The 22,541-nt window shown below is 39.5% G+C and carries 15 protein-coding genes and 2 tRNA genes; 15 read left to right on the top strand and 2 right to left on the bottom strand.

The features are described from left to right. Positions 1-2: 2 nt before the first annotated feature. Positions 3-428, bottom strand: coding sequence for a nucleoside-diphosphate kinase (ndk, locus tag BY457_RS11765; protein WP_106153522.1), 426 nt, complete (start codon positions 426-428; stop codon positions 3-5). An 83-nt stretch (positions 429-511) separates the two neighbouring features. Here ndk and BY457_RS11760 point away from each other — a divergent pair, with 83 nt between their 5' ends. The 10 genes from BY457_RS11760 to trpB all read left to right on the top strand — a co-directional run bounded on the left by BY457_RS11760 (position 512) and on the right by trpB (position 14,085). Beyond that, a complete protein-coding gene (locus BY457_RS11760; protein WP_106153521.1) occupies positions 512-1,543 on the top strand; it encodes a DHH family phosphoesterase in 1,032 nt (343 codons plus the stop codon). Continuing rightward, positions 1,540-2,076: an FKBP-type peptidyl-prolyl cis-trans isomerase gene (locus BY457_RS11755; protein WP_106153520.1), complete on the top strand. Its 537-nt coding sequence runs from the start codon at positions 1,540-1,542 to the stop codon at positions 2,074-2,076. Before BY457_RS11760 ends, BY457_RS11755 begins: the two co-directional genes overlap by 4 nt. A 188-nt stretch (positions 2,077-2,264) precedes the next feature. Further along, positions 2,265-2,804: a hypothetical protein gene (locus BY457_RS11750; RefSeq protein WP_106153519.1), complete on the top strand. Its 540-nt coding sequence runs from the start codon at positions 2,265-2,267 to the stop codon at positions 2,802-2,804. Positions 2,805-2,955: 151 nt separating this feature from the next. Further along, positions 2,956-3,648 (top strand): NigD1/NigD2 family lipoprotein, encoded by a 693-nt coding sequence (locus BY457_RS11745; RefSeq protein WP_258176712.1) that lies wholly within the window; start codon positions 2,956-2,958, stop codon positions 3,646-3,648. 492 nt (positions 3,649-4,140) lie between these two features. Then, the gene (locus BY457_RS11740; protein ID WP_106153517.1) at positions 4,141-5,577 is read left to right on the top strand and encodes an MFS transporter; all 1,437 of its coding nucleotides are present in this window, start codon (positions 4,141-4,143) and stop codon (positions 5,575-5,577) included. Between the two features lie 76 nt (positions 5,578-5,653). Continuing rightward, positions 5,654-6,631, top strand: coding sequence for an ROK family protein (locus BY457_RS11735; protein WP_106153516.1), 978 nt, complete (start codon positions 5,654-5,656; stop codon positions 6,629-6,631). Positions 6,632-6,992: 361 nt separating this feature from the next. Then, positions 6,993-7,559, top strand: a complete 567-nt coding sequence (locus tag BY457_RS11730) for a TetR/AcrR family transcriptional regulator (protein WP_106153515.1) — start codon at positions 6,993-6,995, stop codon at positions 7,557-7,559. Positions 7,560-7,789: 230 nt separating this feature from the next. Further along, the gene (locus tag BY457_RS11725) at positions 7,790-11,029 is read left to right on the top strand and encodes a TonB-dependent receptor (RefSeq protein WP_106153514.1); all 3,240 of its coding nucleotides are present in this window, start codon (positions 7,790-7,792) and stop codon (positions 11,027-11,029) included. 49 nt (positions 11,030-11,078) lie between these two features. Further along, complete coding sequence (locus BY457_RS11720; protein WP_106153513.1) at positions 11,079-12,287, top strand: alkaline phosphatase family protein; 1,209 nt, start codon at positions 11,079-11,081, stop codon at positions 12,285-12,287. A gap of 586 nt (positions 12,288-12,873) precedes the next feature. Continuing rightward, a complete protein-coding gene (trpB, locus tag BY457_RS11715; protein ID WP_106153512.1) occupies positions 12,874-14,085 on the top strand; it encodes a tryptophan synthase subunit beta in 1,212 nt (403 codons plus the stop codon). A gap of 135 nt (positions 14,086-14,220) precedes the next feature. Here trpB and BY457_RS11710 read toward each other — a convergent pair whose 3' ends face one another. Then, on the bottom strand, positions 14,221-15,111 hold the full coding sequence (locus BY457_RS11710; protein ID WP_106153511.1) for a tetratricopeptide repeat protein: 891 nt from the start codon (positions 15,109-15,111) through the stop codon (positions 14,221-14,223). A 340-nt stretch (positions 15,112-15,451) separates the two neighbouring features. On the opposite strand from BY457_RS11710, the gene BY457_RS11705 reads away from it, so the two are divergent. The 5 genes from BY457_RS11705 (at position 15,452) to BY457_RS11680 (ending at position 22,504) form a co-directional block, all read left to right on the top strand. Beyond that, a tRNA-Trp gene (locus tag BY457_RS11705) sits at positions 15,452-15,524 on the top strand. A gap of 10 nt (positions 15,525-15,534) precedes the next feature. Next, positions 15,535-15,622, top strand: a tRNA-Ser gene (locus tag BY457_RS11700). Positions 15,623-15,870: 248 nt separating this feature from the next. Next, on the top strand, positions 15,871-17,085 hold the full coding sequence (locus tag BY457_RS11695; RefSeq protein WP_106153510.1) for a site-specific integrase: 1,215 nt from the start codon (positions 15,871-15,873) through the stop codon (positions 17,083-17,085). A 614-nt stretch (positions 17,086-17,699) separates the two neighbouring features. Continuing rightward, on the top strand, positions 17,700-19,253 hold the full coding sequence (locus BY457_RS11685; RefSeq protein ID WP_106153509.1) for an RNA-binding domain-containing protein: 1,554 nt from the start codon (positions 17,700-17,702) through the stop codon (positions 19,251-19,253). A gap of 269 nt (positions 19,254-19,522) precedes the next feature. After that, a complete protein-coding gene (locus BY457_RS11680) occupies positions 19,523-22,504 on the top strand; it encodes a DEAD/DEAH box helicase (protein WP_258176711.1) in 2,982 nt (993 codons plus the stop codon). The last annotated feature ends 37 nt before the right edge of the window (positions 22,505-22,541 follow it).

Raw genomic sequence — 22,541 nt, 5'->3', positions numbered from 1 at the left:
AATCAGCTGAATTGCTCCATTTCACTGAAGAAGAACCATGCTTCACGCATGGCATTTTCGTCACTGTCCGAACCATGTATGGCATTGTGCGTTTTTGATTTTGCAAACATTTTTCGGATGGTGCCTTCTTCCGCTTCCACGGGGTCGGTGGATCCAATCAGTTTTCTGAAATCGGCCACTGCATTTTCTTTTTCCAGAATGGCCGCGACTACCGGACCGGACTTCATAAAAGTCACCAGTTCGTTAAAAAAGGGTTTGTCTTTATGTTCTTCGTAAAAAACCTCTGCTTTCTCTTTGGGCATTTGGGTCATTTTCAGTGCAATGATGCGAAAGCCGGCATGTTCGATGTGGCTTAAAATGTCTCCCACATGATGTTCCTTAACCGCTACGGGTTTAATCATGGTAAGTGTAAAGGTTCCTTTCTTCATAATCTTGTTTTTTAATAAAAATAGTAATTTTTCGGTAAGGACGGTAATTTATTACCTTTGCATTTTATCTGTAACTAATGCCGATGGATTTTAACAACGAACACTTATCCCGATTCAGGGAATTGATAAATAATGCTTCTTCCATAGTTTTGATACCTCACAAAAACTCTGATGGAGATGCGATTGGTAGTATTCTGGGTTGGTGGAATTTATTTCACAAGCTCGGAAAGAAGGCCACCGTGGTAGTTCCTGATGAAGTACCCGGGAATCTTGGCTGGATGCATGGCGCATCAGATATTTTGGTTCATGAGCACAATCGTAAAAATGTTCTGACCGCCCTGTCAGAAGCAGATTTACTGATGTTTCTTGACTTTAACAACGTGAAACGAACAGGGGATTTGGCTGATGATCTGGCAGAAGTGACCGTTCCCCGTGTGATGATTGATCATCATCCGGATCCTGAAGAGGGCATTGCCGACGTACTTTTTAGTGAAGTTTCGGTTTCATCGACCTGCGAGTTGTCTTTTCACCTGATAAATGCTTTGGAGTGGAATCAGCACATTTCGCTGGAGGCAGCAGAATGTTTTTATGCAGGCATAATAACCGATACCGGGGTGTTGAGTTACAACTCTTCCAACCCCCGAACCTATCTGACAGTTGCCGATCTGGTGGGGAAGGGCGTTGATAAAAGTCTGATTCATAAAGAATTGTTTCAAAGCAACTCTTTGGGGCGGATGCGTCTTCTTGGGCACGTTCTTTGTAATAAACTGGAGCTGATGGAAGAAAACGGTGCTGCGTTTATCTCTTTGTCTTTGGACGACCTTGAGAAGCATAATTATCAGCCCGGAGATACCGAAGGATTTGTGAATTATCCGTTGGGAATCAAAGGAATTGGTGTTTCTGCAATGTTTACCGAGAAAGAAAAGGATAAATTTGTGAAAGTTTCTTTTCGGTCAAGGGATGAAGTACCTGTAAACAGTTACTCGGAACAGTTTTTTTCCGGTGGCGGGCATGTAAATGCCGCAGGAGGTGAATGGCATGGTACACTTGAGGAAGCGATTCAACGTTTCAGAGATACACTACCGGAATTTGTTCACAAAATAAAAAGCAAATGAGATTATTTCCATTTATACCTAAAATGCTGGTTTTGTTTTCTATGATGCTTATCAGCAGTTGTTCCGGATCGCAAAACAGAAACGAAAAAGGGAAAAATACAGAAATCCCGATTGAAACGTATATTAACATTAATCGCTCGTTGGTTTCACGCGAACAGGATAAAATCAAAAACTATCTGGATTCTGTGAATATTGATATGAAAACTACCGGCAGCGGATTGTGGTATATCATTGATGAACCGGGAGAGGGTCCACTCATTGAATCCGGGCAAACGGTTCAGATAGATTACCGCATAAGATTGCTGAACGGAACGGTTTGTTATGATTCAAATGATAGTGGACCTCGTGAATTTTTGGTCGGCCGCGGAGGAGTTGAGTCCGGTTTGGAAGAGGGAGTATTGTTGCTCAGAGAAGGCAGTCGTGCCCGGTTTATCATGCCACCTCACCTGGCACATGGATTGATAGGTGATGATGCTGAAATACCGGCCCGGGCCATCATTCTATATGATGTTTATGTCACCGATGTCAGATAAATCTCCGGATTTTGTTATGAGTCAGGTGATTATGATGTTAAGTGCAATAAACCTTACTATTACGAAATAGCTTAACCCGGAAAAAATAAAGCAGCACAAAAATTTGTTTGGGAAATTATGGGGCTTTACACTATAGTGTTCTTTAAAAATAACTTAATTTGTAAAATATAATAATAAGCAATAACCACATGAAGCGAAATGTTCTGAACCTGCTGATCCTGATCAGCCTGATTGCCGGAAGTGTTTTAATGAATGCTTGTGACGAAGGATACCGAATCAATACAAAAGAGATGATCCGTGAAGAGCAGGAATTGATGGATGAGTATTTGGATATTTTTGTAAACGACACTGTTGTTGAGACCGGAAGGACTCTTAATTATCTTGATTCTTTGGGGTATGTATTTTTTGAAACCAGGGAAGGAACGGATGATACCGTAAAAGTAGGTAAAAAAGTAGGCATTCGATATGTTTATTATGTGATTGCACGAGACTCAACAGATACACCCGGGTTATACATCGATCAATCCAACTATGAAAGGCCTGAGCCATTGGTTTTTACTGCCGGTGAGACAGATGTTTACAGCGGGGTTTTTTCGGGCCTGAATTATGCTGTCACAAATATGACCTATGGTTCCAAGGCATGGGTATTCATCTCCTCCAGCCTCTGGTCGCGTCAGGATTATACGCCCCGGGTTCTGGAATTGGAGGTAACCTACCTGGAAAAATAAATTTTCTTAACGCAACCTTCTGTTTTCTTTTTCATCTTTCTTTTGAAAATGCAGGTGATTGTGGCTGTTAGTCTATGATAATATCCACTGCACAGGCATGGTTAAAGTTGTTGAATTATTTTATTGTTTAAATTTTTCAGAGGAGAGAATTATGAGAAAGTATCTTTTTGGTTTATTCATCGCTTTGTTTTTTGGAGTTGGTTTTACTTCCTGTCTCGATGATGATAATGAATCGACCCCCATGCGTTATCTGGAAATGGGTATTGTAAAAATGGGTGAAACGGATGAGATTCGTGTTTTGACAGATTCAGAATTGTTGCTGGAGTTGGATAATTATCCAGCAAGCTTTGATTTTGAAGAAGAACAGCGGGTGATGATTCAGTATTCGGTAAGTGAGTTAAATGAAGAGAATACAACTTACGATTATCTGGTAGATGTTTACAGCGTTCAGGAGGTGAGACTCAAAGATGTGATTGAGTTGAATGAAGAGAACCGCGACACGATTGGTGATGATCAGATATACATCAATGAAGTGTGGGTAAGCGGTGATTTTCTGAACATTGATTTTCAATTTTACGGAGATGGTAAAGTTCATTACATCAATGTGGTAAAAGATCCGGATGAACAAACGGATGATCCTGCAAAAATCTATCTTCAGGTAAGACACGATGCCCGTGAAGATGATATGGAAGAGATTTACAGGGGTATAATGAGTTTCAGATTGGAGCCCTTGCAGGTTGAAAGTCTTGAAGAAGTAGAATTGATTTTTGAGAACCAGAGCTTTTACTCCATGCCTTATTCACAAATAGAGGTGGATTATGAGTACGGGGTTGAAGAGGAATAATTTTTTTTGGAATTAACAAAAGAAATTGAAGGGTGCATTTTTTCGAATCGAGAAAATGCACCCTTTTTTGTTGGTTTTAGAATTATTCTGTCCAGAGTAAATATTTTAAACGTATTGACTTGCTTGAAATACTGTCGAGTGCAGCAAGAATTATGAAATAATTTTTTTGATTACCATTGTGTCAAAACAAAAAAGTAATTCCGGGTTTAAGGGATGAAATCACTTTTGGAAAAAGGTTGGGACAATTATGATCTAAAACCTAAAACAAGAATTGGTATTAGCCACATTTAAAGAGATCTATGAAGAAGGGTAAAAAATATTTTTTTTATGGTTAGCGTGTTAAGTGTCATTAATAGAGATGGTTTATGGCAGTTTGCCATGTATTCTGAAAATTAGTGTACCCTGAATTTAGTGCTGTTAAGTTTTGTAAAAAAAGCAAATTTGCGGTATTATTGCATTTGAGAAACTCACACACAAAATTTAATAAAACTTATGGAACAGAAAAACAGTAATTACGGACTGGGCATGGGTGTATTCGGTGCCGTCTTCTTTATTTTTGGTTTTGCGACCACCTTTATTGTTACGATGACAGCACCGGTGAAAGCCATTTTTGGATTGCCCGAGTGGGCCGCGCAGTTATTGTCATCAGCATTTTTTATTACTTATCCGATACTTTCCATTCCTTCGGGAAAGCTGGTAACCAAAATTGGCTATAAGTGGACGGTTATTCTCGGACTGCTTTTGATGGGATTGGGAAGTTTGGTCTTTTGGCCTGCTGCTCAAATGGCTTCAGGATTAAATGAAGCAGGAGATGTTTGGTCAAGTGCCAAGATTGTTTCTTTTGGAATGTTTTTGGTAGCCACCTTCATCCTGGCTGCCGGAGTTGTTTTTCTTCAGGTTGCTGCCAATCCTTACGTTACAGCATTAGGACCTGAAAGTTCTGCTTCGAGCCGTTTGAATCTGACACAGGCTTTGAACTCCATTGCAACCATGATTGCTCCCTGGATTATTTCCGTTGCTATTTTCCGTGGGCTGAGCGAAAGCCTGATGAGTGCGAAAGAATATGGTATTGCAGCTGCGGAGCGAGTTCCAATGCCTTTCATTACTATGGCAATTGTTGTAATTGCAGTGGCGGTTATCTTGTTTACAATTAAACTTCCGGTAATTGTTTCGGAGAAAAAAGAGAGTGTTAAGAAAAGTGTTTGGCAATATCCGCATGTATTGCTGGGTGCTTTTGCAATCTTTGCCTATGTGGGAGCCGAAGTCGGTAACGCCGGTTTGATCGTGAATTATCTTAAAAATTCCGGAGGTATTGATCCTGAAGTTGCTTCCACTTATGCAGCAATCTATTGGGGCGGTGCCATGATTGGCCGTTTCTTTGGTGCCATCATGTTTTCTGACATGAAGAGCAAAGCCAAAAAATATGGACTGGTTGTTCTCGTACTTGGTTTAGCATTGCTGTCAGGTGCCTTTGTTACTGCCGACGGTTATACTTTTGATTCATGGAATTTCAATGCAGGTCTGATTTTTATGGGCGTTGCTTTTGTGAACTTTATCATTATGCAGATAGGATCCGGAAAAGCGGCCCGCACTCTGGCTGTTTTTGCCATTGTCGCAGCCTCGCTGGCGCTCATTACAACATTGACAACCGGTCAGGTGGCCTTGTGGACCATCATCTCAATTGGTTTGTTTAACTCAATTATGTTCCCCAATATTTTCTCTTTAGCAGTAAGAGACCTGGATGGAGGCGAAATGGCCTCTGCCTCAGGAATTATCAACTCATTAGTGGTTGGTGGTGCTGTTATTCCTCCAATTATGGGGGGAATTGCTGATACCGTTGGTTACACCTGGGCATTCGTTGTTCCGGCGATTTGTTACCTTTACATTTTCTTCTATGCTGTGAAGGGACACGCTATTCGTACCGAATAGAACTGTTTTAAAACTAAATATTAGCCGGATGGATAAGACCTTCCGGCTTTTTTAACTTTTTCAAAAAATTATATCAATGAAGAAAATTGCTATAGGAATAGACATTGGTGGTACTAATACAGTGATTGGTGCTGTTGACCAGGAAGGGAATGTGATGGTAAATCGCACCATCGATACCCCCAAGCACGGAGATTTTGATAAGTATATGGCTGATCTTTCGTCTGAAATTAAGGAATTGATTAATTCCTTGAAGTTGATGAATGAAGAAACCGAGATTTTGGGAATTGGTTTGGGTGCCCCCAATGGAAACTATTACAATGGTACCATCGAATATGCTCCCAATTTGTCTTTCAAAGGTGTAGTTCATCTGGTGGATGGACTTAAAAAGCATTTTCCAGATTCATATGCTATTGCACTGACTAATGATGCCAACGCAGCTGCAATTGGTGAGATGGTCTATGGTGGAGCCAAAGAGATGAAAAATTTTGTGATGTACACGCTCGGAACAGGTGTTGGAAGCGGCATCATAGTAAATGGTGATCTGGTTTACGGGCACGATGGTTTTGCCGGAGAATGCGGGCACACAACATTGATCCCTGGTGGCCGGGTTTGCGGGTGTGGTTCTTTAGGCCACCTTGAGGCTTATTGTTCTGCTCCAGGTATGAAGCGTACTGCTTTTGAACTGATTGCACAGTACAATGCGGAAGATAGTTTGCTGGCTGATAAGTCGTATAAAGAACTTACCTCCAAGATGATTTATGAAGCTGCTGAAAAGGGAGACAAAATTGCCCTTGAAGTATTCCAGAAAACAGGGGATTATCTTGGTCAGGGACTGGCTGATACAGTGCATCATCTTGCACCTGAAGCTATTTTCCTCTTTGGTGGTCCCACAGCTGCGGGTGATTATATTTTCAAGCCAACTTATGAGAGTATGAACCGCCACTTATTGCCAATTTTCAAGGATAAGATTAAGATTCTGCCATCAAAACTGAAATTGGGCGATGCTGCCATTGTTGGTGCCAGTGCCCTGGTATGGAAAGAACTGGAAAAATAAGGATGAGCCCGGTCTGAAAAGGATATTTATTGCCAAACTCTTCGTTCTTTAAAATTTTTGAATCCTCATTAACATTGGGTTAACTCCGGTACAAAAATTTTAAACGCCTTGATTTTGACAAAAATCTACCTTTTTATACCACACTCAAGAATATATTTTACATATTCTGATGGAAAAAATCGTTTCGTGGATGCACGGGACGATTTTTTTTATGGAAGCCTCATTCTCAAATTTCCATCTTCCATCTTCAAGCCTCCAGCCTCCAACCTCTTCTTTATTGTTAACAAATTACTAAATTTATATCCGATTGGATTTTCTACTATCCAATTCTTTATTTTTACCCCAAACAGAAATCAAACCGATGGCAAAAATCTGTACCAAAGAGAACATCTACAAACAAGCCACCAGGCTTTTTGTGAAAAAGGGGTTTTCCGCCTCTGTAAATGAAGTGGTTAAAAAATCAAGGGTTGCCAAAGGTACCTTTTATCACTATTTTAAGAGCAAAGATGAATTGATCGTAGAGTTGTATAAGGTCCTGATGTTTGAAATAGAAAAAAACTGTGTAACAGAATACAAAGGAGAATCGGCTCGGGAATACTCGTTCAATGTGTTTGGATCCATTGTGAAGTGGTTCATTACGCATCCACATAAATTTAATTACATCGTGATATTTGAAACCAGCCCATATATCAAAGAGGTGGTGGGTACGGTTGGTGAAACACTGAAAGGGCCACTGGCCAATACAATGAAAAAAGTGGATATGGGAATGCTGAAAGCTTATCCGCCGGAGATGATTACCTTTTTTGATTTTTCTTTTACCCGGGCTGCTGCCAATTATTTTCTGAGTTTTCCGGAACCCAGAAAATGCTTTGAAGAGCGTTTTCGGATGGTGTTTGATATGTATTGGGACGGAGTTTCTCAGAATTGAAATTGACCTTATCAACAAACCTGACCCTCTTACAAGGAATTAACACAATATTAATAAAAAATATACTGACCGTTTGGTCGGTTTTTCGCACTTTTGTGTACGAACCCATTCATTTGAAAGCGAGTTTAAGTTTTAAAGACCAGTAATTTTGTTGATTAAATAAACACCTATGAATGTTCAAATTTGATTTAGACCTTTATTTTATTTTAAACTGTTAAAAGAGAAGCCTTATGAAAAGAAAACTTATTTTAAAATCCATGTTATTTTTTATGGGTTTTATTTGTTTGTTTGCAAATTTTGTTTTGGGGCAGGGGGGGACTACCTCCTCAGTCACAGGAAGAATTACCTCTGAAAAAGGAGAACCTTTGCCTGCAGCAAACGTGGTAATTGTTCACGAACCCAGCGGATCAAATTATGGCGGTGTCTCAGACGCTGAAGGTTTTTATAGATTGCCAAATATGAACGTAGGAGGACCTTACACTCTTAAAGTGTCATTTATAGGCTATCATCCTTATACAATGAGTGATATTTACTTGTCTTTGGGGCAAACCTTAAACGTGAATATTGAACTTAAGGAAGAAAGTGTTTCACTGGAGGAAGTGAATATTGTGGGGAGTGTAAATGGAGAATATCAAATATTTGATGGTAACCGAACTGGTGCAGAAACGGTTGTTGGAAATGATCAAATTAATTCTTTACCTACCGTTGGTCGTGATCTTACAGATTTTACACGTCTTACCCCACAGGCATCAGTCGGAGATGAAGGCTTTTTGACTGTAGCAGGTATCAATAACAGGTACAATCAAATTCTTATTGACGGTGCTGTGAATAATGATGTGTTCGGATTGGCCGCATCAGGAACAAATGGTGGGCAAACAGGAGCCAGCCCAATCAGTATGGATATTATTGATCAGTTTCAGGTAAATATTGCTCCATACGATGTGCGTCAGTCAGGATTTGCCGGTGCAAGCATTAATGCTGTTACCAAAAGGGGGACTAATGCTTTTCATGGAACAGCTTATTATCTTTTTCGCAATGAAAATCTGGCAGGTAAAACACCTACTGATGATGAAGAAAGAGAACGTAAAAAGCTTGATCCATTTGAAAATAAAACGCAGGGTCTCAGTCTTGGGGGGCCAATCGTAAAAAACAAGCTGTTCTTTTTTGCAAATGCAGAAAAAATGACTGATGAAACTCCTTTGCCTTTTGATTTTGATGATTACATCGGTGATGCTTCTCAAGCAGACATGGATGCGTTGGTTAATAAACTTGAATCAGATTATGGTTATGACCCTGGGGAGTACCTTAATAAGCAAAAAAAGCTTGAATCTACTAAACTTTTTGGACGCCTGGATTGGAACATCAATGAAAACCATAAAATGATGTTGCGCCACAGCTACACCAAAAGCGAATTAACCGATGCAAGTGCATCTTCTTCCTATTCTCTTGGCTTTTCAAATAATTACATGTATTTTCCGAGTACAACAAACTCCACTACTCTTGAATTGAAATCCAACTTTGATTCTTATTCCAACGACTTGATTCTTACAGGAACATTTGTTCGTGATGACCGTGATCCAAAAGGACAAAATTTTCCGGCAGTTAGAATCTATGACGGCGATGGAACTATCTATTTTGGTTCGGAACCGTATTCAACGGCCAATGAGCTTAACCAGGATGTGATTTCTGTAACAGATAATTTTCAGCTCTATAAAGGAGATCACACCATTACCATAGGTACAAACAATGAGTTTGCAAGTGTATATAACTTGTTTATGCGAAAAGCTTTTGGTGAGTACAGGTTTGAAAATATGGATTATTTTATGAACTCGGGGATGGCTTATCAATACGAACGAGGCTATTCACTTGTGGATGATGTGATTGGTGATGGATCTGAAGCTGCGGCTGACTTTGATTTACTTCAATTAGGATTGTATATTCAGGATGAATGGCAGGTTTCTGAAGACTTTAAGCTGACTTATGGTATTCGCGCTGACATGCCATTATTCCTTACAGATCCTCCGCTAGACGAGCATTTTAATAATTCTACAATCCCGATGTTGGAGGCTGCCGGTTGGGATTTGGGTGGTGCTCAATCGGGTGAAATGCCTAAGTCGCAGGTGCTGTTATCCCCTCGTATAGGGTTTAATTATGATCTTTTGGGAGACGACCAGACACAGTTAAGGGGAGGAGTAGGTATTTTTACTTCTCGTTTACCTCTGGTATGGCCAGGAGGATCTTATACCAATAGTGGAGTTGTAATTGGAGGCGTTTATCAGCAACGTCCATACTGGACGGGCGCAGAACCAGATATACCATTTGAATCAGACTGGCAAAATCAATATACTAATAGCACTTTTGGTATGGAAGACCTTCCGTACAGTGGACAAATTGATTTGTTTACCGAAGATTTTAAATTTCCCCAAACATTTCGGGCCAACCTGGCTATTGATCAAAAATTACCCTGGGGCGTAGTTGGTACTCTTGAGATGCTGTATTCAAAAACGTTGAATAATGTAATTTATTACAACGTAAATGTTTCCCCTACACCAGAGTATAACCTTACCGGAGTAGATAATCGTCCTTATTATAGTAATGAGAAAATTGATGATGCCTATACAAGGATAATGATGGGAAAAAACACCAATAAGGGATATTCCTACAACATTACCGCTCAACTTCAAAAACCTTTTGAGAATGGATTAACAGCAAGTATAGCTTATACTTATGGCCGTTCCATGACTATGAATGATGCTACCTCTTCTCAGAATTCATCTCAATGGAGGTACATGGAATCTGTTGATGGATTGAATAATTTGGAGCTAAGTCGTTCAGATTTTGACCTGGGACATAAGATTAATGGCTACATTACTTACTCTGTGGAATATCTAAATCATTTGAAATCCACCTTCAGTCTCTACTACAATGGTCAGAGTGGTATGCCGTATAGTTATTCTTATAATGACAGGGGGGGGCTTAATGGAGAAGGCGAGAACGCTGGGAATTTAATTTATGTACCAGCATCAAAGGATGAGATTGTTTTTGCTGACGAAGCTACGGCTGATGAACAATGGAATGCACTTAATCAGTTTATTGAAAATGATGACTATTTGAGTGAGCGCAGGGGACAATATGCTGAAAGAAACGGAGCACGGGTGCCAATGTCTCATATTTTTGATTTTAAGTTTGTTCAGGATTTATGGGTGAATGTAAAAGACTCAAAACAAACTTTGCAGTTTACTTTTGATGTTTTTAACGTAGGTAACCTGCTAAATAAAGACTGGGGACGTCGGTACTATGTGTCTTATGGCAATTCAACAATTATTGATTTTGAGGGTTTTGCTGAAGATGGAACAACTCCAACATATGGCTTCAACCATGACGGTGATTATGAACCCTGGAATATTGATGATTCAGGTTTGACTAGTTCCAGATGGAAAGCCCAAATAGGTGTTCGGTATAAATTTTAGTAGAAACAAAAAGGGGTTGGAAATACCAACCCCTTTTTAAGTCTTTTATATGAAACGTATTTTCCTGACAGCAATCATATTTCAATTGTGTTTTTTGGGAATTGGTGCAAATGCAAAAAATAGTGAAAGGTATGTGATTATACTCTCTTTGGATGGTTTTCGCTGGGATTATAGTGATATTTATAATACCCCTGTTTTGGATTCCATTGCTGCAAATGGTGTTAAGGCTCAAAGTCTGATGCCTTGCTTTCCTTCAAAGACTTTCCCTAATCATTACTCTATTGCTACAGGGTTATTTCCTAATCACCATGGAATAATTGGTAATAATTTTTATAATTCGGAAATTGACAGGATATATAAAGTTTCTGACAGGTATGCCGTTCAGGATTCACGGTTTTATTCCGGTGAACCATTTTGGGTAACTGCCAGTAACCATGGTATTATAACTGCATCTTATTATTGGATCGGATCAGAGACCAAAATTAAAGGAAAACAACCGGATATTTGGAAAGCCTTTGATAGTTCAATCTCATTTGAACAGCGAATTGATTCAGTGATAAGCTGGCTTCAGTTTCCTGCTAATGAAAGACCTCATTTAATTAGTTTTTATTTTGAACAGCCTGATAAATCAGGACATCTATTTGGACCAGAATCAAAACAAACCAGGAAAGTTGTGGAGCGAATTGACAGTTTACTTGGCGTTTTTTGTTTAAAAAAGAATAGACTTGTCATTGCAGATTTTATCGATTTAATAATTGTCTCCGATCATGGAATGGGACAAGTAACAAAGGAGAAATCGGTAGCGTTGAAAGACCATATTCCGCCATCGTTGCTTGAGAACGTTTATGGAAATAATCCTTTCTTTCTTGTTGAATCCAAAGAAATGTATGAGGATTCAGTTTTTTCTTTACTCTCAGGAATTGAAGGAATTAATGTTTGGAAAAAAAATGATGTTCCGGATACTTTGCAATACGGCACTAATGAAAATATTTCTTCATTAGTTGTTTGCGCAAAAAAGGGTTGGGGTGTGTATATGGATTCATCTCAATTTGTAAACGGGGGGACTCATGGATATTCGTTTTTAAATAAAGATATGCATGGAATATTTTACGGTATTGGGCCCTCGTTTAATTCCGGAATTGAATGTAAGTCTTTTCAGAACATTGAAGTGTATAACATTGTATGTAAATTATTAAATATTGAACCTGCACCCAATGATGGAAAATTTTCTAACGTGTCAGAATTACTAAAGCAATAATTGTTTTGTGTTTTTAAAACAAATTAATATCTTGCACACAGTTTTGATAACAAATAGTAACATGAACAACAATCATTCACATATTTGGTGGCGCGAACTGGACTCATAACAGGTGGGACAGCCGTCAATTTGTGTGCAACAATATCAACAAAGAAACCGCAGGCTTTACCACCTGCGGTTTTTTTGTTTTGGTAAAAGGGATTTCATCCCTTAAACCCTGACCTACTTTAGTTCACGATATAATGTCTTTTAGCGTTCATGATTTCCGCTGCGCTCCAATTCTTGTCTTGATACAAGAAAGTAGGCAAAGAACTTATTAACATGATTATTGCTACGCTCAGCATTGTTCAAACAAGTTTGACACTGCTTTCGCTAGACGCAATAATTCAAGACTGAGCCAGCTTTCGCTCTAAAAACTACGGTTCTTTCATCGAAATCGTCAAAACTCATCTCACTTGCTGCGCGCGTGAGATTCAAACAGAGACGATTTTCGATAAAACAATCTGGTTTTTAGGCTTACCTGCCAAGGTCAGTTGCTTGAAAGATTTGTGTATTTCAATGAATTTGTATATTTAATATCACCGTTATGCCAGAAAATTACTTTAAAAAATTTCCCGACAAAGAGGGATTCTACAAAGAGTATGGTGGTGCTTTTTTGCCTCCTGCTTTGGACGAAGAGATGAAAAAGATTACCGATGCTTATTATGCCATCAGTAAATCACACAATTTTATTTCGGAGCTCCGAAGCATTCGTAAGCATTATCAGGGCCGTCCTACGCCTGTCTATTATTGCAACAGGTTATCCGAGAAGTATGGAGGTCGCATTTACCTGAAACGAGAGGATCTGAACCACAGTGGTGCGCACAAGTTGAATCACTGTATGGGTGAAGCTTTGCTGGCCAAGTATATGGGCAAGAAAAAACTGATTGCCGAAACCGGAGCCGGTCAGCATGGAGTGGCATTGGCTACTGCTGCAGCCTATTTTGGCTTGGAGTGTGAGATCCACATGGGCGAGGTGGATATTGCCAAGGAGCATCCCAATGTGGTGCGTATGGATATTCTGGGGGCAAAAGTTGTTCCGGTATCCAAAGGTTTAAAAACACTGAAAGAGGCCGTGGATTCAGCTTTTGAAGCCTATGTGCAAGATCCTGTGAATTCAATCTACTGCATTGGTTCCGTGGTCGGTCCGCATCCCTTCCCGATGATGGTACGCGATTTTCAGCATGTGGTAGGCATTGAAGCCCGCGAGCAGTTTCTGGAAATGACGGGTGAATTGCCCGACAGTGTGGTTGCCTGTGTGGGAGGCGGTAGTAATGCTATGGGGATGTTTTCCGGATTTATGAATGATGAAGAGGTGGATCTTTACGGGGTGGAACCCGGAGGACGTTCCCTGAAAACCGGTGATCATGCCGCGACCATGTTACAGGGAAAACCCGGAACGATTCATGGATTTAAGTGTTATCTGCTTCAGGATGAGGAAGGAAATCCCAGTCCGGTTTATTCAGTGGCCAGCGGATTAGATTATCCCGGTGTCGGACCTGAGCATAGTATGTTGAAAGATATTGGCCGTGTGCACTATGATATGGTGACCGATCAGGAAACCATTGATGCCTTCTTTGAGCTCAGCAGACTGGAAGGAATTATCCCCGCCCTTGAGAGTGCGCATGCTGTGGCCTATGCAATTAAACTTGCTCAAAAAGATCCACGCAAATCTGTTTTGGTCAATTTGAGCGGTCGTGGTGATAAGGATATTGACTTTGTGGTAGAGAACTATGGCAAAGATTATGGAATAGGATAGAGGATCATTCTGTTTCTAAGAAAAAAGGCTGTTGCGATCCTTGTCTCAACAGCCTTTTTTATCGGTATCCGGTAAAAACCTCTATTCTCTATTCTCTATTCTCTAACTTCTATTCACCAACCTCTATTCTCCAATTCATCGCTGATTTTCCAGCAACATATCCATTTTGGACGCCTCTTCCTGCATATCCAGTCTCAGGTAGATGTTCTTCAGGTATCTGATGTATTGCTGGTTGTCAGGATCTTCGGCGTGCAGCTTCTCGAAAAGTTCCCGGCTCTGACGAAACATGGAGGAAATTTTCTTTAATTCCCGCTTCAGGTAAACATAGGCTGTATAATTTTGATCTTTATTGTATTTGGTCATTTCTGCCCTGTACCAGTTTTCGGCTCTCTCCGTGATGTCCATGGCTTTCCATTTCATTGCCGGTTTAAAATTCGGGTTCCTTTCCAGTATCTTGTTGTTGATTTCTCGTGCTTCTTCTTCTTTTCCGGTTGCATCCAGCGCTTCTACGCGCATGAACATAAATCTGGGGTCGGTTAATGAAGGCATCCTTTTCGCCCGTTCCAGTGCTTTCTCATATTCTTTACGTTTCATCTCGAATGCAAAGAGTTTTTGCGAAACTTCAGCCTTTTTCTCTTCCGATTCCAGCTTGTCGTAATACTCTGTCCACAAATGGTATTCTTTGTCGTCTTTGCCCGTCTTTTCATAAATATTGGCCAGCATTTCCACTGCTTTAATATCTCCGGTTTGTTCAACATTCCGGGATAGAATTTCTTCTGCTCTGGTGTAGTTCTCCATCTCCATGGCTGCCTGCCCGGCCATCTTCAGATATTCAGGTTTGACATTGCTCTCTTTGGTTTGATGGTATTTTTCAAGCTGATTGTATGCCGTCAATACTCCCGGATAATCCTTAGTCTCGTAGGCCTGACTCATACTGCTTTGATATCCCTGTACCTGTTTCAAGGGGTTACAGGCTGCAATAATCATCAATAGTAAAACGGGTAAAATGAGTTTTCTAGAGTTCATCGGTATCTGTTTTTGATTTTTATCTCAATTATTTAATGCATTTCTTATGCCAAAAGTTTGTATTCCGGCAAAGGTAGCTAAATTAACATGGTATATTCAGCAAAACAAATGCCTGAATGAAAAAATAGCAAGCTAAAATTGAAAAAATATTTTGCATGGATCTCTGAATTTACCGAAGATAAAACATTTGAAAGGTTGATTGAGTTTAAAAGGGGAGGTGTTTTAAGGTTAAAAAACTTGATTGTCAAAAGCTTGAAATTATGTTGAAAAAATATCGGCAGAAACGTTGGGTGGTATGCTACAAAAAAACTATTTTTGCACCGCACAAACGCTAAAATACACGGGTGTAGCTCAGTTGGTAGAGCACTGGTCTCCAAAACCAGGTGTCGGGAGTTCGAGCCTCTCCTCCCGTGCAGTATTTTAGGAGAGTTGGCCGAGTGGTCGAAGGCGCACGCCTGGAAAGTGTGTATACCTCAAAAGGGTATCGAGGGTTCGAATCCCTCACTCTCCGCTGAGTAACTAAGTAAAAAGAAGTAAAACCCTGTAAGTCAACACTTACAGGGTTTTTTTATGTGCACAACGGTGCAATAAAACGCTAAAAAACGCACTTTTCTGGTGGACTTCTGGTGGACTTTATAAATCAAATTTTAGTCTACCAGAAACGGTCCTAGACTGCGTTCAATCGCCCTGTATTGCTGCCTTTCAGAAACTTCAAAAATGAACTCATAGCATTAGTTTTAACCTCAAAAATTAGCTGTTATGAGAGGACTTGAACACGTCAAAATCCTGTTCTTTATTAAAAGGACAAAATTGCTTAAGAATGGTGAAGCCGCCATTTTTGTCAGAATCACCATCAATCAGGAGCGGACAGAGTTTGCTGCCAAAAAAACCATCCGCCCGAAACATTGGAGCGACATCCAGCAAAAGGTTAGAAAGAATGCCCCCGAAGCGGAGGCCATCAACGCTTCTTTAGATCATTTCAAAAAGCGCATAGCCTCCATTATGGAGTACCTGGCCTATGAAGAAATAGAAGTTACCCCTCGTTTGTTGCAGGAGAAACTTCTGGGAAAGAAAGAACAAAAGCGCACTATTCTCAGCGTTTTCAGGGAACACAACGAGAATGCAAGAAAATTAATGGGCATTGATTTTGCCAAAGGCACTGTTGAAAGATACGAAACCAGCTATAAGCACACCAAAGATTTTATCCGCTGGCGTTACAAACGTGAAGATTTGGCATTGGACGAGCTCAACCAGCAATTTGTAAAGGATTATGAGCTCTATTTTAAAACGGTGCGCCATTGCGCACACAATTCCACAACTAAATACCTGAAAAACTTCAAAAAGATTGTCAGAATTGCACTGGCCAATGGTTGGTTGAAAAAAGACCCGTTTGCTTCCATAAAGTTCAAATTGAACCAGGTGGATGCTGTTTATTTAACCGACACTGAACTGGAGGCCATTCGCCAAAAGGAATTGCGCATTGAGCGCGTTGATCAGGTACGTGATATATTTCTCTTTTGCTGCTACACCGGACTGGCATTTTCCGATGTAAAAACCCTCAAACCGGAGCATCTGACAACAGATAAGGATGGGTTTCTCTGGATTTACAAGAAACGTCAAAAAACCCAACAGATGAGCACCATTTTTGTCATTGATGCTGCCCGACGTTTGCTGGAGAAATACCAGAACAAACCGGAATTGCAGGATAAAGGCATATTGTTGCCGGTTTTGAGCAACCAAAAGATGAACAGCTACCTGAAAGAAATTGCGGACCTCTGTGGCATTGAAAAGCCTATTTCCACTCATACTGCCCGTCACACTTTTGCAACAACGGTGGCATTGGAAAATGATATGCCGCTGGAGGTGGTTTCAAAAACGCTGGGGCATTCTAATATCAAAATGACGCAGCGTTATGCGCGCACGACTGAAAATCTGATTAAAAAGAATATGCAGAAACTTGCCGGGAGGTATTGATGAATCAGGAGAATGACGCAGAAAGCAGTTTAAAATCTGTTTTTCTGCACTTTCTCCCGAATGAAACGAGGATACAGCTATGACTTCCTAAGTCAGCTATCTAAGGACATGTATAAACGAATCGCGAGTTCCATCCGACCTAATAAGTAGATTTTATCCGGATGAAATGTTATTTTTACCTGAACAATCCAGAAAGCTTTATAAAATAGGATCTGCTGAAAAATACTTAAAAAATTAACATTTAGTTATTTAAAGCTCGTAATTTCATTTCATATGCAAGGGTTTTTATGCAAATCCTTCAAAAAGTTTGCACCCGCAAAGTTGAATTGTCAACATATCACTGTTCAAAGGAATGTTATTTTAGTGAACGACTGTTACTATTTGAAAGGCGCGGTGGCCTGTCCGTTTTCCGGGCCGGCGGTCGGCGGGAAGGCTTAATGGGCGACATTTAAGGCCTTGCGCAATGGCCGGAAATTAAGCCTGACGCGGGTGGATAGGTTTAAACGGACTAGACCTTTTTGGTTCCTTTTGGGGCGATGCCAAAAAGAACAATAAAAAATGAAATAAAAATAGGGCTGCTGATTTTTTCAGCAGCCCCTAAAATAAATTGAGCTATGACTTTAGCCGAACAAATAAAAAAGGGGGAAAGTAAAATACTGGAATTAAAGGAACAACTTCCGAAAAATGACAGTATTGCTAAAACCGTTATTGCTTTTTCCAATACAGGAGGAGGAAAACTGATTATTGGTGTCAACGACCAATTGGATGTGGTTGGAATTGATGATGCAGATATTTTCGAAATGCAGGACAAAGTGGCCTCTATTGTGGCGGATAATTGTTCGCCTGATATCATCCCTGAAATTTACAGTGTCAATATCCACAGTAGGCTGGTTTTGGTTATCGAGGTTTTCAGGGGAAATCTGAAACCTTACTTTTTAAAAAGCCAGGGAAAAGCCGATGGAACATACATTCGAATCGGTTCTACCAATCGTCAGGCAGACCTGAATACCATTGCCGAACTTGAACGTCAGAAACGACACATCAGTTTTGATGAAGAGATTTGTTATGATGTTGGTTTTGAAGAACTGGATGTATCTCCTCTGCATACCAAGTTTGAAAGTATTGGTAAACCTTTAACTCAGGATAAACTAAAAAACCTGAAGTTGATTAAGATAGAAAATGGAAAGGTTTATCCCACTAATGCTTTGATGATTCTCCTTGGCAAATTTCCGCACTGTACAGTGAAATGTGGCCGTTTTAAAGGTACGACAATGGACGTATTCATCGACAAAAAGGAATACGGAGGAGATATCTTTGCTGTGCTGGAAAATACTCAGGCGTTTGTCCTGAATCATATCAATCTCAAAGGTGAAATAAAAGGACTATACAGAACGGATACTTACGAAATACCCGTAGTGGCTTTGCGTGAAGTTTTGGTAAATGCATTGGTTCATCGCGACTACGTGAATCAGGGCAGGGATATAAAAGTGGGGGTTTATGACGATGTGGTAAATGTGGTTTCACCTGGTAGTCTGCCCTTCAATATTACCATTGAAGATATTTTCAGCGGTCGCAGCGAAGCGCGTAACCGTGTAGTGGCACATGTTTTTAAGGAACTTGGCCTGATTGAACAATGGGGCAGTGGTATAAGCAGAATTATCAATGCCTGTAAAGATCAAGGATTGGAAGCACCCAGGATTGCAGAGAAGAATGATTTTTTTGATGTGGAAATAATAAGGCCGGTGGTGACCGGTAGTGAGCGATTACGAACCATTACGAAAGAAGAACAGCCCGAGTTGCAGCCTGAGTTTGAAAAATTACAGCCCGAGTTTAAAGCCTGGGTAGATAGCGGGTTAGAGAAGGAGCAGCAGGAGTTGCAGCAGGAGTTACAGCAGGAGTTGCAGCAGGAGTTGCAGCAGGAGTCTCTTTATGGGCGTATTCTTGGAAAATTTTTAAAAGGGTCGGGTTCTACACAAGATGTTTCAAAGGCATTGGGACAAAAATCTATTTCAGGTGCCCTATATGTTATGATGAATAAGTTACGAGAGGATGGACTAATAGAATGGACAATTCCTGAAAAACCCAAAAGCTCTAAACAGAAATATAAGCTTACAAAAAAAGGATTGGCGTTTTATATAATAACGAGAAAAATGGGGAGAGATCAATGAGTCGAAGGAAATGTAAATAAACAAATTAGAATTGGGAAATATAAAATAATCAGAGATTGGCCGGGAGGTATTTATTCTGTTACGGAAATGATTTATTAGGCGCAGGAAACAGGTGAGATCTGTTTTCTGCGCTTTTTATTTTGTTTGCCATATACGCTTAAAGGAATTTACTCCAAATGGAGGAAATTTAGACCTAATGCTATTCTTATTCGAATAAATAATCACAGATTATTATTTTCTTTGCTAATAAGTAAACTATTACAACATTAGTGAGTATTGCAAAGCACCATATTGAACTAATACAGCAATTCTTCAGATGTCGTGAAGATGTATTCGCCATTCGCTGGGAAAAAGGCAGCAAAAAAGGTTATATGCCTGCGTATAGTTATGACCCTTATGCGTACAAGCAGCATAAATTTGGTGGGGGTACTTTAGCAACATTTAAAGACAAAACAAGAAGACCCCTCACGCAACATGAAATAAAACTTCACCTTGAGGGAAAACAATTTATTGGAATTTATCCGCTTCTGGAAGATAACACCTCGTGGTTTCTTTCTGCAGATTTTGACAAAGAAAACTGGAAGCAAGAATGCCTCCTGTTCCACAATAAATGCAATGAAAACGGAATCCCGGCATACATTGAGCGGTCCCGGTCAGGTAAAGGAGCTCATGTTTGGATTTTTTTTGAAAAGCCACTTCCGGCTAAGGACTCAAGAAAATTTTTTATCGGATTGCTCAAAGAATGTGGCATCATTTCCGAATTCGATAAATATTCCAGCTTTGACAGACTATTTCCAAATCAGGATTACTTATCCGGCCAAAAGCTTGGGAATCTGATCGCTCTTCCATTTAATAAAACAACCTTAGAACATGGAAATAACTGTTTCATAGATACGACGACCTTTAAAGCATTTGAAAATCAGTGGCAATACTTAGAAAGCATAAAACACCTGTCCGAAGAAAATTTTTACCAACTATTCTCAAAATATAAAACCACACCAATTACTTCTCAACCATTAACACAAAGGAATAGCGATAAACTTACAATCAGGCTGAGCAATAAAATCATTCTTAATCGCTCCGGTTTAACCTCTGAGCTAATAAACTATCTGAAAAAGGAACTGAATTTTGCTAACACTGAATATTTCATAAAAAAGAAGCTTGGCAAAAGCACATACAAAATTGACCGATACTTTAACTTCATTGAAGAAGAGGACGATGAAATTAAAATACCGCGGGGAATGGCCGGAAAGCTGATTACCTTTTGTAACAAGAATAAAGTTGATTTTGAATTTATTGACAGCCGGAATGAACTGAAAGAAGTCCATTTCTCCTGTGACATTCGACTTAGAGAAAACCAGGAGCAAGCAATTTCAGCAACAGCTAAAAAAGACTTTGGGATAATTGTGTCTCCACCTGGTAGTGGAAAAACTATAATTGGTTTAAAGCTTATTGCTGAGAAGAAGCAATCTGCTTTGATCGTGGTACACCGAAAACAAATTGCAGAGCAATGGATAGAGAGAATACAAAGCTTCCTGGGAATACCTAAAACTAAAATTGGTAGTATTGGACAAGGCAAAAGTAGAATTGGGGATACTATTACAGTTGCCATGATTCAATCTCTTTCAAAGAAACTGGGCTCAAAAGGCAACGAAAATTTGATGAATTCATTCGGAACAATAATCATCGATGAATGTCATCATATACCAGCAAAATCTTTTGCAGAAGCTATTAACAAATTAAACACCTTTTACTTATACGGCTTAACAGCAACCCCGTTTCGGAAACATACTGACGACAAACTAATCTCCATACAGTTAGGAAATATCCTATTTGAGGTTGAACCAAACAAAGTTCAAAACACTCAGCAAGCAAGGATAGTTGTAAAGAGTACCGAGCTTGATGTTCCATTCAATTCAAAAACCGACTCATTTGAAACGCTATCTCAAATACTTATTCACGATTCAACCAGAAATACCCAAATTATTAATGATATCAGAAGTGAGATAAGTAATGGGAATAAGTGTGTAGTGATTACCGAAAGAAAAGAACACATCAATACGCTTTACCAGTTTCTTAAACAACACCACGAAACAGTTACCCTTAGTGGAGCGGATTCTAAAGTATCCAGAGAGCAAAAATGGAAAGTTTTAAATGAAGGCCATTACGAAGTTTTAATAACCACCGGTCAGTTCTTTGGTGAAGGAAGCGATATTCAGAATGTTTCCAGGTTATTTCTTGCTTATCCTTTTTCTTTTAAAGGTAAGTTGATACAGTATATTGGCCGGGTTCAACGCTCCGAAATAACTCCAACCATATATGATTACCGAGATTATAAGATTGACTATCTCAATAAGATGTTTCTTAAACGGAATGCGCATTACAGAAAACTGGAGAAGCAGCGCTCCCTGTTTGACAATATTGAAGATCAGCAATACAACAAGCCTCTTTATACTGAAATCAGAGAACGGATAAAACTCAAATTTGATCAATTGGAGTTTCACTATGGAAGTGTTCTTTTCAACTATATTGACAAAGAGACCGGTGAAGTCATTGAGTTTTCGATTGACAATGACACTATCAGACCTGAATTTTCCATCTTAAAACCTTATTTTTCCAGGCAATTGGGGGTCAAAAATATTGAAGCGGATATTTATGCTGAATATAAGGATGGGAGCTTAATTGCTCAAAATGCTACATCATCAGATATTGACCGTATAAATTCTGAAATAATTGACAGCGTTAAGTTTCACTTCTTGAACCGGGAGATAATTGGGGGTAAAAAGCGTAATAATCCTAATATTGTAGATTTAAATAGTCTTCAAAATGACAACAACCAACTATTTAATTCTGAAGAAGAACTTATTAACGAGATACTGAAAGATGAATCGGTTAAGCATTACAGACAGATAAAATTTTTGCTAAAGCACCATCTATCTCACATCCTTAAAATCAGGTTTGTACTATCTCCCTTTTCATTTGTATTTTTACTGCAAGGGGAAGAAAAATATCACATAGTTGTTGAAACGCTTGACACAGAAGAGGCAACCTATATCTGGAGCTTTGAAAAAAGCCGTTTGAAAGAGAATCTTAACATCATTAATAAAGATCTAAACATCATCCGTAATAAAGGGCGTCAATTCTTTATAGAAAATCAGCCTGAAAATTTCAATAGAATATTTCATGACTATTCAGATGTAAAGAAAGGGTTCATTGTCTGGAAAGGGCAATTGGAAGAGAGGTTGGTTTGAGATTTATTAATTAAGCTTCTTAAATTTTTCCGGTTAC

The sequence above is a fragment of the Marinilabilia salmonicolor genome, assembly GCF_003003035.1.
GTDB classification, from domain to species: domain Bacteria; phylum Bacteroidota; class Bacteroidia; order Bacteroidales; family Marinilabiliaceae; genus Marinilabilia; species Marinilabilia salmonicolor_A.
Note: the sequence above shows the minus strand (reverse complement) of the source record. Positions and strands in the feature narration are given on the sequence as shown.